General features: G+C 70.6%; 12 protein-coding genes. 3 read left to right on the top strand and 9 right to left on the bottom strand.

The window, feature by feature from the left end:
* Both AQJ91_RS11315 and AQJ91_RS11310 read right to left on the bottom strand, forming a co-directional pair.
* Nucleotides 1-739, bottom strand: a 739-nt coding sequence (locus AQJ91_RS11315) for an amidase family protein (protein ID WP_267891178.1), incomplete at its 3' end; no start/stop codon positions are given.
* Nucleotides 736-1,251, bottom strand: coding sequence for a DUF6668 family protein (locus AQJ91_RS11310; RefSeq protein ID WP_067019132.1), 516 nt, complete (start codon nucleotides 1,249-1,251; stop codon nucleotides 736-738). The genes AQJ91_RS11315 and AQJ91_RS11310, both read right to left, overlap by 4 nt.
* A 252-nt stretch (nucleotides 1,252-1,503) precedes the next feature.
* Here AQJ91_RS11310 and AQJ91_RS11305 point away from each other — a divergent pair, with 252 nt between their 5' ends.
* The gene (locus tag AQJ91_RS11305; protein WP_067019129.1) at nucleotides 1,504-3,033 is read left to right on the top strand and encodes a chromosomal replication initiator protein DnaA; all 1,530 of its coding nucleotides are present in this window, start codon (nucleotides 1,504-1,506) and stop codon (nucleotides 3,031-3,033) included.
* Nucleotides 3,034-3,074: 41 nt separating this feature from the next.
* On the opposite strand, the gene AQJ91_RS11300 is transcribed toward AQJ91_RS11305, so the two are convergent.
* The 3 genes from AQJ91_RS11300 to AQJ91_RS11290 form a co-directional block, all read right to left on the bottom strand.
* A complete protein-coding gene (locus AQJ91_RS11300; protein WP_067019126.1) occupies nucleotides 3,075-4,016 on the bottom strand; it encodes a M28 family metallopeptidase in 942 nt (313 codons plus the stop codon).
* 173 nt (nucleotides 4,017-4,189) lie between these two features.
* Nucleotides 4,190-5,140 carry an EamA family transporter RarD gene (gene rarD, locus AQJ91_RS11295; RefSeq protein ID WP_067019122.1) on the bottom strand — a complete coding sequence of 317 codons (951 nt, stop codon included), beginning with the start codon at nucleotides 5,138-5,140 and terminating at the stop codon, nucleotides 4,190-4,192.
* Between the two features lie 205 nt (nucleotides 5,141-5,345).
* Nucleotides 5,346-6,200, bottom strand: a complete 855-nt coding sequence (locus AQJ91_RS11290; RefSeq protein WP_067019119.1) for an SDR family oxidoreductase — start codon at nucleotides 6,198-6,200, stop codon at nucleotides 5,346-5,348.
* Nucleotides 6,201-6,290: 90 nt separating this feature from the next.
* Between AQJ91_RS11290 and AQJ91_RS11285 the strand changes: the two genes are divergently transcribed.
* On the top strand, nucleotides 6,291-6,683 hold the full coding sequence (locus AQJ91_RS11285; protein ID WP_067019116.1) for a winged helix-turn-helix transcriptional regulator: 393 nt from the start codon (nucleotides 6,291-6,293) through the stop codon (nucleotides 6,681-6,683).
* Between the two features lie 119 nt (nucleotides 6,684-6,802).
* Here AQJ91_RS11285 and AQJ91_RS11280 read toward each other — a convergent pair whose 3' ends face one another.
* The 4 genes from AQJ91_RS11280 to AQJ91_RS11265 all read right to left on the bottom strand — a co-directional run bounded on the left by AQJ91_RS11280 (nucleotide 6,803) and on the right by AQJ91_RS11265 (nucleotide 12,339).
* Nucleotides 6,803-7,882 carry a 2-oxoacid:ferredoxin oxidoreductase subunit beta gene (locus AQJ91_RS11280; protein WP_067019113.1) on the bottom strand — a complete coding sequence of 360 codons (1,080 nt, stop codon included), beginning with the start codon at nucleotides 7,880-7,882 and terminating at the stop codon, nucleotides 6,803-6,805.
* Complete coding sequence (locus AQJ91_RS11275) at nucleotides 7,875-9,812, bottom strand: 2-oxoacid:acceptor oxidoreductase subunit alpha (RefSeq protein ID WP_067019110.1); 1,938 nt, start codon at nucleotides 9,810-9,812, stop codon at nucleotides 7,875-7,877. Before AQJ91_RS11275 ends, AQJ91_RS11280 begins: the two co-directional genes overlap by 8 nt.
* A gap of 334 nt (nucleotides 9,813-10,146) precedes the next feature.
* Nucleotides 10,147-10,806, bottom strand: a complete 660-nt coding sequence (locus AQJ91_RS11270; protein ID WP_324617991.1) for a response regulator transcription factor — start codon at nucleotides 10,804-10,806, stop codon at nucleotides 10,147-10,149.
* Between the two features lie 186 nt (nucleotides 10,807-10,992).
* Complete coding sequence (locus AQJ91_RS11265) at nucleotides 10,993-12,339, bottom strand: sensor histidine kinase (RefSeq protein WP_067019107.1); 1,347 nt, start codon at nucleotides 12,337-12,339, stop codon at nucleotides 10,993-10,995.
* 78 nt (nucleotides 12,340-12,417) lie between these two features.
* Between AQJ91_RS11265 and AQJ91_RS55395 the strand changes: the two genes are divergently transcribed.
* Nucleotides 12,418-12,655, top strand: a 238-nt coding sequence (locus AQJ91_RS55395; protein ID WP_234382035.1) for a hypothetical protein, incomplete at its 3' end; no start/stop codon positions are given.

Here is a 12,655-nt window from a genome sequence, read left to right as displayed (position 1 = left end):
GTCGTGGTTCGTCGGAGTGGCATCCCGCGCCGTCGGGGTCCTGTCGTGGGCGACCGGAGCCCCGCCGCGGCTCGCCGGAGTCCGGGACGTGTCCTGTCATCGCCCGCCAGTACGCCGCCGCATCCCCTGCCCGTCGCACCAGCACCCCCGGCGCCGCCAGCCCCGTGCGGTCGGCCGACGGTAGGTGCCCGTTGGTGGTCTTCAGGCCGATCACCCCGCACCACGCCGCCGGGATCCGCACCGACCCGGCCCCGTCGCTGCCCGTCGCCAGTGGGACCAGGCCTGCCGCCACCGCCGCCGCTGACCCGGCCGAGGAACCGCCCGGTGTGCGATCGTGACGCCAGGGATTGACCGTACGGCCATGTCGGCCAAGTCCCCAGGTCTGCCAGGGAGTTCCGGGGCCGGGCACGGACGTCGCGCCCACCGCCACGCAGCCGGCGGCGATCAACGGGGCCGCCGCCCGCAGGCCGCGCAGCCGCCCCTTCACCCCCACCGGAACTCCGGCCAACGGCAACCACTCACCTGCCGCAACCCGCGCATCCACCTCGCCGGCCTGCCGTAGCGCGTCCTCGTCCCACACGTCGGTGAAGGCGCACAGGACCGGGTCGATGCGCCGGATGCGTTCGAGGGCGGCCGTGACCACTCCGACGGCGGTCAGCGCACGCGACCGCACCGCGGCGGCGATCTCCTCGGCGGACAGAGCCGCCAGGTCCGTAGCCGACAGGTCCCCGGACGTCATGGAGTGACGCGGCCCGTCAGCCGCGCCAGTACCGCCGTCTCCCGGGGCGGCTCCCCGCCCAGGTCACCCAGGCGCCATGCGGGCACCCACGGCACGCGGTACACATCCAAGGCCGACTCGATCACCTTGACCTGCTGCGCCAACGGCCGCGGCAGCCTCCCCGGCGCGTCCGCGACCAGCACGACCGCGTCGAGATCGAGCTCCGACGGGGCTTCGCCGCGCCGGAAGACCTCCACGGCGTGCCGGGCGGCGGCCAGTCCGGCGGCGTGCGTACGGGCGACGAGCAGGACCGACGGCGGGTCGTCGGGGTCCGGCCAGGCACGTCCGCAGTCCTGGCCGCCGTAGACCGCGGCGAGCGTGGAGACGCCGGCCCCGCCGTGAGTGCCGACCCAGGAGAAACGCCGGGCCGAGACGGCGGCGGGCGCGGGCGGCCTCGGCCGCTCCTCCGGTACGGTCACCGGCCCGCGGATCCAGATCTCCGGCCCCTGCTGTACGTGCATGTCAGTCCGCATGCCCGCACTCCTCCCTCGTCACGCCACCGATCTTCGCGGCGCGCTGTCCAACCCTGTGACGTGGCACAAGTTCCTGGAACGAGCCTGTGACGCACCGGTGACGTGCACACCGTGAGCCGGCGGAGAGACTCGAGAGTACGTGTACGACTGGATCTTGACGCCGGGATGCGGAAAACCGACGCCGGGAGGGAGCACCATGGAACCCGAACGCGCTGTCGGCGAACTCCCCGACGCCTGCGAGTGAGGGAAGCGATGTCTCGACTCAGCCGCGCGAAGAAGCGCGAACAGCGGGCGCAGCTGCGCGCCGCGGGCCCGGCGGCCCCCGCGACGGCGCCGATCGACGTCCGTGTCCCTGTCGCGGGACCGGGCGCGGGCGGTGCGTCGATCGGTGGCGTACCGGTCGCCGCGGCGCCGGGCGAGGAGATCCAGCACGCGGTACTGAGCCACCTGCACCGCATCGTCCTCGCCACCGGTCACCCCGTGCAGGCCATCGTCCACGACGAGCGGATCGGCTATGTCGTCCCGCTGAGGGTGGAGACGGACGGCTCCAGCCACTTCACGGCGGAGCCGGTGCGGATGGGGGCGGCGGCGGTGGCCGGTCCCGGGGCACCGGGGGCGGGGGCGGAGGCTTCTCCGGGGGCGCCGCAGAACGCCGTATGGCCTCCCGCGGAGCCCAGGCCGCCGCAGAACGCCGAACGGCCCTCGGTGGATTCCCGGCTGTCCCAGGGTGCCGCGCGGCCTCCGGCGGAACCCCATCCGCCACAGAACGCCGTACGCCCTCCCACGGAGCCCCAACCGCCGCAGAGCACCGCACAGCCCCCCGCCGAACCCCAGCCACCCCGGCGCGACAAGCCCACGCAGCTCCTACGGCCGGCGAACCCACCCGCCCGGGACCCCGCACCGACCTTCCCGCTCCGCGCGGTACCCGAACCCGTGCAGGACGCCGTACCTGGCACGGTCTCGCCGCCCCTGGGGGAGTTCGGCCCACCGCCACCGATGGACGCCCGGCCGGACCTGACCGACGTACGACAGCCGGACCAGTCCCCCGAACCCACCGCACCGGTCCCTGACTACGCGAACCCGACACCGATCCCTGACTACGCGAACCCGACCCCGACCCCGCTCCCGATCCCGACCCTGAGCCCAAGCCAGCCACCGCCCCCGGCGTCGACCCAGCCACCACCCCCCAACCCCTCCCTCGACCTGGCCTCCACCTCCCACCCCGACCCCGACCCCAAACCCACCCCACCCCGCGGCTTCGACGCCGTCGCCGAAGCCGTGCTCGGGGACGCGCCCCCGGTCACCGCCGACGCCTCGCCCCTCACGGAGCCGATGGCGCGGATCAGCGAGGCAGTCAAGGAAGGCCGGACAGAGGCGGCGGCGGAGCTCGCGGAGGGGACCGTGGTGGAGGCGTCAGTGGCGTTCGGGGCGGAGCATGCCGATGTGCTTCGGCTGCGTGAACTCACCGCGTACATCGCCTACTTGGCCGGTGACCCGGTCCGCGCCTTCGGGCTCTCTCTCGGCGTCGCCCAGGCCCACCACCGCACCCGGGACGCGGAGGCCGCGTACAGCAGCGTCCAGAGCGCCGCCACCGCCTGGCGTGCCGTGCGTGACCCGGAGCAGGGCCTGCGTCTGGGCCGCGACCTGATCGGCCTGTGGGCCGAGCTCGCCGACGGGGACGGCCCGGCCGCCGAGGACGTCGAACAGCTGGAGTCGGCCCGCGTCCGCATGGACCGTCTCGCCGCCCGTGCCGCCAAGTCGGCCGGACCACCCACGAGTTGAACCACGACAACCGATCTACTTCGGCGATCTACTCTGGCGATCTACTCCGACAGCTCCCACACCGCGTACGCGACCGCGTCGCTGTTCCGGTCGAGGGCCGTGTCGTTGACGTTGGACGTGGTGTCGCAGGACGAGTGGTAACAGCGGTCGAAGGCCTGCCCCGACGTACCGCCCCACTTGGCCACCTGCGCCGCCGTCTTGGTGCGGCTCGCGCCCGTGAAGAGCCCGCCCACGGGGACGCCCGCGCTCTTGAACGGCGCGTGGTCGGAGCGGCCGTCGCCCTCGGTCTCGATCTCGGTCGCGACGCCGAGGCCGGCGTAGTAGTCCTTGAAGAGCTTCTCGATCACGGGATCGTCGTCGTAGACGAAGTAGCCCGGGTTCGGCGAGCCGATCATGTCGAAGTTGAGGTAGCCGTCGATCTTTGAACGGTCCGTCGCCGACAGGTTGTTGACGTAGTGGCGGGAGCCGACGAGCCCCAGCTCCTCCGCGCCCCACCAGGCGAACCGCAGATGCTTGGTGGGCTGGTACCCGGCCCGGGACACGGCGAGCGCGGTCTCCAGGATGGCCGCCGAACCGGTGCCGTTGTCGTTGATGCCGGGGCCGGAGGTAACGCTGTCGAGGTGCGATCCGGCCATGACGATCTGGTCGGGATCGCCGCCGGGCCAGTCGGCGATCAGGTTGTAGCCGGTGCGGCCGGAGGCCGTGAACTGCTGGACGGTGGTGGTGAATCCGGCGGCGTCCAGCTTGGCCTTCACGAAGTTGACCGAGGCCTGGTAGCCGGCGCGGCCGTGCGCGCGGTTGCCGCCGTTGGCGGTGGCGATGGACTGGAGCTGGGTCAGATGGGCCTTGACGTTGGCCACGGGGATGTCGGGAGCGGCGGCCAGGGGTGCGGGCGCCGCGCCGGCTATCGAACCGCAGACCAGCAGGGTCACGGACGCGACGACGCCGGTCGCGGCGGCACGTCCGGAGACGGAGAGCTTCATGGTGGGGGGCTCCGAATTCGCTTGGGAACCACAGGGATTCCACAGTGAATGGGGTGCCAGGATGGTGAAGCTGAGACTGACTCTCCGTCAAGAGCGCTATCAGGACAACAAGTTCGTATACCGGAGGGAGGGAGGAGGGAGGAGGGAGGAGGGAGGGATCCGGCGGACCTGGCTCAGGCCTCCACGGGAGCCGAGACCGGCGTGTCCACCCGAGGTGTCTCCAGCTCGCGCCTGGCCTTCCGTGCCTGACGCAGTGCCTCCCAGGTGAGCAGCGACAGTGCCACCCACACCAGCGCGAACCCGGCCCAGCGCTCAGCCGGCATCGCCTCGTGGAAGTACAGGACGCCGAGCAGGAACTGGAAGACCGGCGCCAGGTACTGCAGCAACCCCAGTGTCGACAGCGGCACTCGGATCGCTGCCGCGCCGAAGCAGACGAGGGGCAGCGCGGTGACGATGCCCGTCGCGGCGAGCAGCGCGGCATGTCCCGGTCCCTCGGCCGTGAAGGTCGAGTCGCCCCGCCCCGAGAGCCACAGCAGATAGGCCACCGCGGGCAGGAACTGGATGGCCGTCTCCGCGGCCAGCGACTCGACCCCGCCGAGGTTGACCTTCTTCTTCACCAGCCCGTAGGTGGCGAAGGAGAAGGCGAGGCAGAGGGAGATCCACGGCGGCCGCCCGTACCCGACGGTGAGCACGACGACGGCCGCGGCGCCGACCCCGACCGCCACCCACTGCACCGGCCGCAGCCGCTCCTTCAGGAGCAGGACGCCCATGGCGATGGTGACCAGCGGATTGATGAAGTACCCGAGCGACGCCTCGACCACCTGGCCGTTGTTCACGGCCCAGATGTAGACGCCCCAGTTGACGGTGATGACGGCAGCCGCCACCGTGACCAGCGCCAGCCGGCGCGGCTGCCGCAGCAGTTCCCCCGCCCAGGCCCAGCGCCGGACGACGACCAGCGCGACGCCGACGAAGAGCAGGGACCAGGTCATCCGGTGGGCGAGGATCTCGACCGCCCCGGCGGGCTTCAGCAGGGGCCAGAAGAGGGGGACGAGCCCCCACATCCCGTATGCCGCGAAGCCGTTCAGCAGTCCTATGTGCCGCTCACCCTTCGGCGTCCCGCTCACGGCCCCTCCTTCTTGCCCTCACCCGGCCGCGCGTGCGGCCCGCAGGCGACGGTAACGCCGAGCGCCCCCGGCTGTCATGCACGTATCGCTATACGGTCATGACAGCCGGGGGTGGTGCACCCGAGGGCCCTGTCGGGGGAGTCCGGCCCTCGAGCGGTGGGGCAGCCGAGGCCCGCGGTGGCCTGCGGCGGCCCCGGAAGGGGGCTCAGGCCTTCAGCGCCACCGCGATGGACTCCGCGATCGGCGTGGTCGGGCGGCCCGCCAGGCGGGAGAGGTCACCGGTGGAGACGACCAGCTCGCCCTTCTCGATGGAGGCGTCCACGCCCGCGATGGTGGCGGCGAGCGGCTCGGGCAGCCCGGCGCCGGTCAGGATGCCGGTGAAGACCTCGACGGAGACCGGGCTGTAGGCGATCTCCCGGCCGAGCTGCTTGCTCAGCTCGGCGGCGTACTCGGCGAAGCTCCACGCCTCGTCGCCACCCAGCTCGTACGTCTTGTTCTCGTGGCCCTCGCCGGTCAGTACGGCGACGGCGGCGGCCGCGTAGTCGGCGCGCGAGGCGGAGGAGACCCGGCCCTCGCCGGCGGCGGCGACGACCGCGCCGTGCTCCAGGACGGGGGCGAGCTGCTCGGTGTAGTTCTCGTGGTACCAGCCGTTGCGCAGCAGCGTGTAGGGCAGGCCGGACTCGAGGAGCACGGCCTCCGTGCCCCGGTGGTCGTCGGCCAGCGCGGCGCTCAGGCTGCCGGGGGCGCTGGTGTAGGCAAGCAGGGCGACGCCGGCGGCCTTGGCGGCGTCGATCACGGCCGTGTGCTGGCCGACGCGGTCGTTGCCGATCTCGCTGCCGGAGATCAGCAGCACCTTGTCGCCGGCCGCGAACAGCCCGTCGAAGGACTCGGGGGCGCTGTAGTCGGCGACAGCGAGCTTCACGCCCCGGGCCGCGAGGTCGGCACCCTTCGCCTCGCTGCGCACGACGGCGGTGATCTGCTCCGCCGGAACCTTCTCCAGCAGCTGCTCCACGACGTGGCGGCCCAGGTTTCCGGTGGCTCCGGTGACGACGATGCTCATGATCAGTGCTCCTTGTGGGGTGCGGATGACACTAACCCTAGGTCGTGCGCTAACTCTGCGAAAGTACCCACTTTGAAGTAAGGTACTGGCATGGCCGTAAGTATCGAGATGGCGAGCAGTACGTCCGACACCGCCGAGGCGATGTGCCCGCACCGCCTGGTCCTGGAACACGTCACCAGCCGCTGGGGCGTCCTGGTCCTGATGGAGCTCCTGGAGCGCCCGTACCGCTTCAGCGAACTGCGCCGGGCGATCGGCCGCGTCAGCGAGAAGATGCTGACGCAGACCCTGCAGACCCTGGAACGCGACGGCCTGGTCCACCGCGACGCCAAACCGGTGATCCCCCCGAGGGTCGACTACTCCCTGACCGACCTGGGGCGCGAGGCGGCGGAGCAGGTGCGGGGGCTGGCGATGTGGACGGCCGAGCGGATGGGTGAAGTACAGAAGGCGCGGGCTGAGTACGACGCGGCGAAAGGGCGGGGCTGAGCCGCAGGACGGTACCGGACCCCTGGCGAGTGACGCCGAGGGCCCGGGTGCGCCGTACGGCGGCCACCCGGGCCCTCGAAGGATCAGCCGAGGAGTCGGCCGAAGCGTCGGCCGAAACGTCAGCCGACGACGGTCCAGGTGTCCCCGCCGGCCAGCAGCGCGGCCAGATCGCCCTTGCCGTTCTGCTCGATCGCCGAGTCCAGCTGGTCGGCCATCTGTGTGTCGTACACCGGCCGGTCCACGGCCCGCAGGACACCGATCGGCGTGTGGTGCAGGGTGTCCGGATCGGCCAGCCGGGACAGCGCGAACGCCGTGGTCGGGGACGTGGCGTGGGCGTCGTGGACCAGCACGTCGGACTCGTTGTCCGGCGTCACCGTGACCACCTTGAGGTCGCCGGTGGCCGGATCGCGTACGACGCCGCGTGAACCGTCCGCCCCGAAGCGGATCGGCTGCCCGTGCTCCAGGCGGATCACCGCCTCCTCTGCCTGCTGCCGGTCCTTGAGGGCCTCGAAGGCGCCGTCGTTGAAGATGTTGCAGTTCTGGTAGATCTCGATCAGCGCCGTGCCCCGGTGGGCGGCGGCCTGCCGCAGCACCTCCGTCAGATGCTTGCGGTCGGAGTCCACCGTCCGCGCCACGAAGGACGCCTCCGCGCCGATCGCCAGCGACACCGGGTTGAAGGGCGCGTCCAGCGAGCCCATCGGCGTCGACTTGGTGATCTTGCCGACCTCGGAGGTCGGGGAGTACTGGCCCTTGGTGAGGCCGTAGATCCGGTTGTTGAACAGCAGGATCTTGAGGTTGACGTTGCGCCGCAGCGCGTGGATGAGGTGGTTGCCGCCGATCGAGAGCGCGTCGCCGTCGCCCGTGACCACCCACACGCTCAGGTCCGTCCGGGAGCTGGCCAGCCCGGTCGCGATGGCGGGCGCACGCCCGTGGATGGAGTGCATGCCGTACGTGTTCATGTAGTACGGGAAGCGGGACGAGCAGCCGATGCCGGAGACGAAGACGATGTTCTCCTTGGCCAGGCCCAGTTCGGGCATGAACCCCTGGACCGCGGCCAGGATCGCGTAGTCACCGCAGCCGGGGCACCAGCGCACTTCCTGGTCGGACTTGAAGTCCTTCATGGACTGCCTGGCCTCGGCCTTGGGGACGAGCGAGAGCGCCTCGATCGTGCCCGTGCCTTCCCTGGACGTCTCAGCCATCGATGGCCTCCTTGAGAGCCGTGGCGAGCTGTTCGGCCTTGAACGGCATTCCGTTGACCTGGTTGTACGAGTGGGCGTCGACCAGGTACTTCGCCCGCACGAGTGTGGCGAGCTGACCGAGGTTCATCTCGGGGATCACCACCTTGTCGTAACGCTTCAGGACCGCGCCGAGATTCCGCGGGAAGGGGTTGAGATGGCGCAGATGCGCCTGCGCGATGGACTCACCGGCCGTGCGCAGCCGCCGTACCGCCGCCGTGATCGGCCCGTACGTCGAACCCCAGCCCAGCACCAGGGTGTCGGCCTCGTGCGGATCGTCGACCTCGAGGTCCGGAACGTCGATGCCGTCGATCTTGGCCTGCCGGGTGCGGACCATGAAGTCGTGGTTGGCGGGGGCGTAGGAGATGTTGCCGGTGCCGTCTTCCTTCTCGATGCCGCCGATGCGGTGTTCGAGCCCCGGCGTGCCCGGGATCGCCCAGGGCCGGGCGAGGGTCTCCGGGTCGCGCTTGTACGGCCAGAAGACCTCGGTCCCGTCGTCCAGGGTGTGGTTGGGGCCCTGGGTGAACTGCACGGTGAGGTCCGGGAGTTCGTCGAGCTCGGGGATGCGCCAGGGCTCCGAGCCGTTGGCCAGATAGCCGTCGGAGAGCAGCATCACGGGCGTGCGGTAGGTCAGCGCGATGCGGGCCGCTTCCAGCGCGGCGTCGAAGCAGTCGGCGGGCGTGCGCGGGGCGACGATGGGGACGGGGGCTTCGCCGTTGCGGCCGAACATGGCCTGCAGCAGATCCGCCTGCTCGGTCTTGGTGGGCAGCCCGGTCGACGGCCCGCCCCGCTGGATGTCGATGACCAGCAGCGGCAGTTCGAGCGAGACGGCGAGCCCGATGGTCTCGGACTTCAGCGCGACACCCGGGCCACTGGTCGTCGTCACGGCCAGGGAACCTCCGAAGGCCGCCCCGAGTGCCGCGCCGATCCCGGCGATCTCGTCCTCGGCCTGGAAGGTCCGCACTCCGAAGTTCTTGTGCTTGCTCAGCTCGTGCAGGATGTCCGAGGCCGGCGTGATCGGGTACGAGCCCAGATACAGCGGCAGATCGGCCTGCCGGCTGGCGGCGACGAGCCCGTACGACAGGGCCAGGTTCCCGGAGATGTTGCGGTAGGTGCCGACCGGGAAGGCCTTGGCGGCCGGGGCCACCTCGTAGGAGACGGCGAAGTCCTCGGTCGTCTCGCCGAAGTTCCAGCCCGCGCGGAAGGCGGCGATGTTGGCGGCCGCGATGGCGGGCTTCTTGGCGAACTTCGACTTCAGGAACCTCTCGGTGCCCTCGGTGGGCCGGTGGTACATCCACGACAGAAGGCCGAGCGCGAACATGTTCTTGCTGCGCTCGGCCTCCTTGCGGGTGAGGTCGAATTCCTTGAGAGCCTCGACGGTCAGGGTGGTCAGGGGGACCGGGTGGAGGTGGTAACCGTCGAGGGACCCATCCTCCAGCGGCGAGGCCGCGTACCCCACTTTCTGCATCGCCCGTTTGGTGAACTCGTCCGTGTTGACGATGATCTCCGCGCCGCGCGGCAGATCGCCGACGTTGGCCTTCAGCGCCGCCGGGTTCATCGCGACCAGCACGTTCGGTGCGTCGCCCGGAGTGAGGATGTCGTGGTCGGCGAAGTGCAGCTGGAAGGACGACACACCCGGCAGGGTGCCTGCGGGGGCCCGGATCTCGGCCGGGAAGTTCGGCAGCGTCGACAGGTCGTTCCCGAAGGACGCCGTCTCCGAGGTGAAGCGGTCACCGGTGAGCTGCATACCGTCGCCCGAGTCGCCCGCGAACCGAATGATCACCCGATCCAGCCGGCGGACGTCCTTGCCCCCCGCCGGGTTGCGCTGCTCTCCCACTCCTGCTGGTGCTGCTTCGTCGGCCTGCTCCGCTGGGCTACTGACCTGGCTGGTCACTGAACTGGACCTCCCTCGAGGCGGCTGTCGGGGAGCGGCCTGCCCGCAGGCCCTCCCAGGATCAACCCTACGTCCGCAAAGGTCACCGTCCCCGGGTCATTCACATGGTGGACCTGGTTTTGAGACGGTTCTGCACCCTGACTTGTCATGTTTTCTCGCCCCCCGGAGCTGTTGTTGAAGACGCTCTCCACTCATCCGTTGGTTCTGGGTCGGGGCCGGGTGTGTGGCCTGGTGCGTGACCCTGTTCCCGGCATGGTTCCCGACGTGGCTTCAGGCATGGTTTCGGGATTCCGGAGGCGGCCTCGACCACTGTTTCTGACACAGTGTCGGCCCACTAGGAGTTCAGGTAGGTGAGAACCGCGAGAACACGCCGATGGTCCCCGTCACTCTGGGACAGTCCGAGCTTGAGGAAGATGTTGCTGACGTGCTTTTCGACGGCACCGTCGCTCACCACCAGCTGCCGGGCGATCGCCGAGTTCGTCCGCCCCTCGGCCATCAGACCCAGGACCTCCCGTTCCCGCGGGGTGAGTCCCGCGAGCACGTCCTGCCTGCGGCTGCGCCCGAGCAGCTGCGCGACGACCTCCGGGTCGAGGGCCGTACCCCCCTGGGCCACCCGCACGACCGCGTCCACGAACTCACGCACCTCGGCTACCCGGTCCTTGAGCAGATACCCGACGCCATGACTGGAACCTGCCAGCAGCTCGGTGGCGTACCGTTCCTCCACGTACTGCGACAGCACGAGCACGCCGAGTCCCGGATGCGACTTGCGCAGCTGTACGGCGGCCCGGACGCCCTCGTCGGTGTGCGTCGGCGGCATCCGGACGTCGGCGACGACGACGTCAGGCAGTGCGCCCTGGCCGTCGAGCTCGGTGATCGTCTTGATCAGCGCCTCGCCGTCCCCGACGCCCGCGACGACATCGTGCCCGCGGTCGGTCAGCAGCCGGGTCAGCCCCTCCCTGAGCAGAACCGAATCCTCGGCGATGACCACGCGCACTCTGTCCTCCACGATTTCGGCCCCCCGCGCCAGAAACTCCGACCGCACACCAGCATTCCAGTATCGGGACGCCGGTGCGGCGGGGCGGGGGAATCGGTGGGGGAAGTGCTGGTCGTCGTGGTGGGCACCCCCCACCGCCCACGACGACGACCACCACTGACAACAACAGCAGCAGCGCCCGGCCCCTCACCCCCGCCAGGGCAACTCCGCAGTCACCCGAGTAGGTCCCCCCACCGGCGAGTCGACGACCAGAATCCCGTCCACCGCATCCAGCCGCTCGGTCAGCCCCGCCAGCCCCGACCCCCCGGAGACCCCGGCACCCCCCACCCCGTTGTCCGCGACCTGCAACATCAGCCGGTTCTCCACCCGCCACACATCAACAGCCGCCCACGTGGCCCGCGAATGCTTGCTGATGTTCTGCAGCAGCTCGGAAACGGTGAAGTACGCGATCCCCTCGATCGCAGCCACCGGCCGCTCCGCCAGATCCACCTGCACCTCCACCGGCACAGCACACCGCGAGGCAACAGCGGACAAGGCGGCATCAAGGCCCCGATCCGTCAGCACCGCAGGATGAATCCCCCGCGCCAGATCCCGCAGCTCCTGAAGCGCCGTCTTCACCTCACCATGCGCCTCGTCCACCATCCGAGCCGCCGCCTCCGGGTCCTCCGCGAGCTTCTCCTTCGCCAGCCCCAGATCCATGGCCAACGCCACCAGCCGCGCCTGCGCGCCATCGTGCAGGTCACGCTCGATACGCCGCAGATCGGCAGCCGCCGTATCGACGACGACACCCCGGTCAGACTCCAGCTCCACCACCCGCGTGGCCAGCCGCGTCGGCCCGAGCAGCCCGTGCACCAGCAGCCGGTCCACCATGGTCAGCGCCCGCACGATCCACGGCGTGGCCAGCGTGAACAACAGCCCCACCAGCGCGGTCACGGTGATCTCGAACGGATTGTTGAGGTAGATCTGATGGGTCTCGTCACTGACCAGCGAGATCCCGTCCTGACCGAGGTACGCCGGGAACACCCAGAACCACAGCGGATACGTCAGCAGCGCCCACCCGAACGCCCAGACGTTCACGGCGACGACGAACGAGAACACCGCCCAGGGGAACTGCAGCACCGCGTACAGCAGGGCCCGCCACGACGCCCCGCTCTTCAGTACGGCGCCCATCCAGCCCATCACACCCTGCTTGCGCATCCGCAGCGGCTCCGGCTCGGCGACGTCCAGCCCGAGCAGTCCCCGCGCCCGCGTCCGCTCCAGCGCCCCGAACCCCCGGCACCCGGCCAGCGCGGCGGCCAGCACCGGAATCCCGAGGAACGTCACCAGCAGGCCCGCGCCGAGCGACACCATCGTGACGGCGTACGTGAACAGCACGATGCTGATCGGCAGGCTCAGCAGCACATACCCGAACTCCCGCCAGCTGCGCGCCGAGAAGGGCGCCCGCAACCCGGCCGGCACCCGCTCCCGCCGCCGACCGGCGCCCTCGGGAAACCCGAACCCGTTTCCGTACCCCTGTCCGTACTCCGTGGCCATCGCCGTCGTCCGTTCTACTCGTCCTGACTCTCTACGCGTCCCGTACCTCCACCTTGCTGGCCCACGACCCCACCGACCATGGAGTCCGTCGGCGTCTTGGACGGGGGGTTTTCCCTACCTCTGAGGGCACGTCGGACGTGGCGTGCCCCGCCCCTCGCCGAGGCGAAGACGCCGACGAAGGAGCCGCTCAGCGCCTCCCCGGAACTCAACGCGCCCGCAAGAGGCCTGCCACATCGAGGCGCCCTGTACGACGAGCGGGCCGACCTCACCGACCGCCAGACGAAGCCCACGCCCCGCTCCCAGCCCACGGCGGCAC

The organism is Streptomyces dysideae, from assembly GCF_001514305.1.
In the GTDB taxonomy this organism is placed as follows: domain Bacteria; phylum Actinomycetota; class Actinomycetes; order Streptomycetales; family Streptomycetaceae; genus Streptomyces; species Streptomyces dysideae.
The sequence above is the reverse complement of the archived record's forward strand: the minus strand, read 5'-3'. Positions and strand labels throughout refer to the sequence as shown.

Excerpts from the sequence above, each read along its gene's own strand:
- AQJ91_RS11310 (WP_067019132.1), bottom strand. The coding sequence starts at position 1,251 with ATGCGGACTGACATGCACGTACAGCAGGGGCCGGAGATCTGGATCCGC.
- AQJ91_RS11305 (WP_067019129.1), top strand. The coding sequence starts at position 1,504 with ATGTCTCGACTCAGCCGCGCGAAGAAGCGCGAACAGCGGGCGCAGCTG.
- AQJ91_RS11300 (WP_067019126.1), bottom strand. The coding sequence starts at position 4,016 with ATGAAGCTCTCCGTCTCCGGACGTGCCGCCGCGACCGGCGTCGTCGCG.
- AQJ91_RS11290 (WP_067019119.1), bottom strand. The coding sequence starts at position 6,200 with ATGAGCATCGTCGTCACCGGAGCCACCGGAAACCTGGGCCGCCACGTC.
- AQJ91_RS11285 (WP_067019116.1), top strand. The coding sequence starts at position 6,291 with ATGGCCGTAAGTATCGAGATGGCGAGCAGTACGTCCGACACCGCCGAG.
- AQJ91_RS11280 (WP_067019113.1), bottom strand. The coding sequence starts at position 7,882 with ATGGCTGAGACGTCCAGGGAAGGCACGGGCACGATCGAGGCGCTCTCG.
- AQJ91_RS11265 (WP_067019107.1), bottom strand. The coding sequence starts at position 12,339 with ATGGCCACGGAGTACGGACAGGGGTACGGAAACGGGTTCGGGTTTCCC.